Annotated in this window: 2 rRNA genes; both read left to right on the top strand. The window is 57.5% G+C overall.

Going from position 1 to position 3451, the window contains the following annotated elements:
• Positions 1–93: 93 nt before the first annotated feature.
• A 23S ribosomal RNA gene (locus tag J2X26_RS21655) occupies positions 94–3209 on the top strand.
• Between the two features lie 77 nt (positions 3210–3286).
• Positions 3287–3403: ribosomal RNA gene (gene rrf / locus J2X26_RS21650) — 5S ribosomal RNA — on the top strand.
• Positions 3404–3451 lie beyond the last annotated feature (48 nt).

Below are 3451 nucleotides of genomic sequence, written 5' to 3'. Positions count from 1 at the left end.
GGGTGTGGGTAGGCGCTGGGGTGAGGGTGCTTGTTCCGGTCGTAGCTTGAGAACTGCACAGTGGACGCGAGCATCTTTTTGAATGATCTTTGTGGTCAAGTTTATAAGGGCACAGGGTGGATGCCTTGGCACTAGGAGCCGAAGAAGGACGTTGTAGCCTGCGATAAGCCTCGGGGAGTTGGCAAACGAACCGTGATCCGAGGATGTCCGAATGGGGAAACCCCGCACGAGTCATGTCGTGTGACCCGCACCTGAATATATAGGGTGTGTGGAGGGAACGGCGGGAAGTGAAACATCTCAGTACCGCCAGGAAGAGATATTCCGTGAGTAGTGGCGAGCGAAAGCGGATCAGGCCAAACCGTGTACGTGTTCAAGCCGGCAGGCGTTGCGTGCACGGGGTTGTGGGACCTTTCAGCTGGTTCTGCCGAATCAGCAGGGAGTCAGAAAGTCGCGTCATAGTCGAAGGGCATTGAAAGGCCCGGCACAGAGGGTGTGACCCCCGTAGACGAAATGGCGTGGCCTCCCGAAGGGGATCCCAAGTAGCTCCGGGCCCGAGAAACCTGGAGTGAATCTGCACAGACCACTGTGTAAGCCTAAATACTACCTAGTGACCGATAGCGGACAAGTACCGTGAGGGAAAGGTGAAAAGTACCCCGGGAGGGGAGTGAAATAGTACCTGAAACCGTGTGCCTACAATCCGTTGGAGCCTCCCTAGCAGGGGTGACAGCGTGCCTTTTGAAGAATGAGCCTGCGAGTTAGTGGTACGTGGCGAGGTTAACCCGTGTGGGGAAGCCGTAGCGAAAGCGAGTCCGAATAGGGCGATTCAGTCGCGTGCTCTAGACCCGAAGCGGAGTGATCTAGCCATGGGCAGGTTGAAGCGCGGGTAAGACCGCGTGGAGGACCGAACCCACCAGGGTTGAAAACCTGGGGGATGACCTGTGGTTAGGGGTGAAAGGCCAATCAAACTCCGTGATAGCTGGTTCTCCCCGAAATGCATTTAGGTGCAGCGTCACGTGTTTCTTGCCGGAGGTAGAGCTACTGGATAGCCGATGGGCCCCACCAGGTTACTGACGTTAGCCAAACTCCGAATGCCGGTAAGCCAGAGCGTGGCAGTGAGACTGCGGGGGATAAGCTCCGTAGTCGAGAGGGAAACAGCCCAGACCACCAGCTAAGGCCCCTAAGCGTATGCTAAGTGGGAAAGGATGTGGAGTTGCACAGACAACCAGGAGGTTGGCTTAGAAGCAGCCACCCTTGAAAGAGTGCGTAATAGCTCACTGGTCAAGTGATTCCGCGCCGACAATGTAGCGGGGCTCAAGTATACCGCCGAAGCTGTGGCATTCACATATCAGCTCAGCGCACCCTCGGGTGTGTTCAGGCGTGTGGATGGGTAGGGGAGCGTCGTGTGGCGAGTGAAGTCGCGGGGGAACCCAGCGGTGGACGCCACACGAGTGAGAATGCAGGCATGAGTAGCGAATGACGGGTGAGAAACCCGTCCGCCGAATGATCAAGGGTTCCAGGGCCAGGCTAATCCGCCCTGGGTAAGTCGGGACCTAAGGCGAGGCCGACAGGCGTAGTCGATGGACAACGGGTTGATATTCCCGTACCGGCGAAGAACCGCCCATACCGAGCCCGGTGATGCTAAACGCCCAAGCCGGCACACCACCCCTTCGGGGGTACCGTGCCGGGGAGCGCGTGACCCGAACCGGTAGTAGGTAAGCGTATTAACAGGGGTGACGCAGGAAGGTAGCCAAGCGTGGCGATGGTAGTCCACGTCCAAGGTCGTAGGGCGAGGTGTAGGCAAATCCGCACCTCATATAGCCTGAGAGCTGACGGTGACCGCGAATGCGGGAATCTGGTGATCCTATGCTGCCAAGAAAAGCCTCGACGCGAGGTTCTAGCCGCCCGTACCCCAAACCGACTCAGGTGATCAGGTAGAGAATACCAAGGCGATCGAGAGAATCGTGGTTAAGGAACTCGGCAAAATGCCCCCGTAACTTCGGGAGAAGGGGGGCCTGAAGCGTGAACCGACTTGCTCGGGGAGCGTGAAGGGCCGCAGAGACCAGGGAGAAGCGACTGTTTACTAAAAACACAGGTCCGTGCGAAGTCGCAAGACGATGTATACGGACTGACGCCTGCCCGGTGCTGGAAGGTTAAGAGGACGGGTCAGCCGCAAGGCGAAGCTCAGAATTTAAGCCCCAGTAAACGGCGGTGGTAACTATAACCATCCTAAGGTAGCGAAATTCCTTGTCGGGTAAGTTCCGACCTGCACGAATGGCGTAACGACTTCTCCGCTGTCTCAACCGCGAACTCGGCGAAATTGCACTACGAGTAAAGATGCTCGTTACGCGCAGCAGGACGGAAAGACCCCGGGACCTTTACTATAGTTTGGTATTGGTGTTCGGTGCGGCTTGTGTAGGATAGGTGGGAGACTGTGAAGCCGGCACGCCAGTGTCGGTGGAGTCAACGTTGAAATACCACTCTGGTCGCTCTGGATATCTAACCTCGGTCCGTGATCCGGATCAGGGACAGTGCCTGATGGGTAGTTTAACTGGGGCGGTTGCCTCCTAAAATGTAACGGAGGCGCTCAAAGGTTCCCTCAGCCTGGTTGGCAATCAGGTGGCGAGTGCAAGTGCACAAGGGAGCTTGACTGTGAGACTGACAGGTCGAGCAGGGACGAAAGTCGGAACTAGTGATCCGGCGGTGGCTTGTGGAAGCGCCGTCGCTCAACGGATAAAAGGTACCCCGGGGATAACAGGCTGATCTTGCCCAAGAGTCCATATCGACGGCATGGTTTGGCACCTCGATGTCGGCTCGTCGCATCCTGGGGCTGGAGTAGGTCCCAAGGGTTGGGCTGTTCGCCCATTAAAGCGGTACGCGAGCTGGGTTTAGAACGTCGTGAGACAGTTCGGTCCCTATCCGCTGCGCGCGCAGGAAACTTGAGAAGGGCTGTCCCTAGTACGAGAGGACCGGGACGGACGAACCTCTGGTGTGCCAGTTGTTCCGCCAGGAGCACGGCTGGTTAGCTACGTTCGGAAGGGATAACCGCTGAAAGCATCTAAGCGGGAAGCCTGCTTCAAGATGAGGTTTCCATGCCCCCTCGAGGGGTGAGAGGCTCCCAGCTAGACCACTGGGTAGATAGGCCGGATGTGGAAGAGGGGACTCAAGACCCTTGCAGCTGACCGGTACTAATAAGCCGACAACTTCACCACACCATTCAATGCGTGTACGCGTCCACTGTGCGGTTCCCGAGTAACGAACGGGAACCCGTTTGACAACTCGATAGCGTTACGGCGGTCATAGCGAAGGGGAAACGCCCGGTCCCATTCCGAACCCGGAAGCTAAGCCCTTCAGCGCCGATGGTACTGCACTCGCCAGGGTGTGGGAGAGTAGGACGCCGCCGGACATCATTCAGGAAGAGCCACCCCTACGGGGGTGGCTCTTTCTGTTTCCC

This window comes from Cellulomonas humilata, from assembly GCF_030814415.1.
In the GTDB taxonomy this organism is placed as follows: Bacteria; Actinomycetota; Actinomycetes; order Actinomycetales; family Cellulomonadaceae; genus Cellulomonas; species Cellulomonas humilata_A.
Note: the sequence above shows the minus strand (reverse complement) of the source record. Positions and strands in the feature narration are given on the sequence as shown.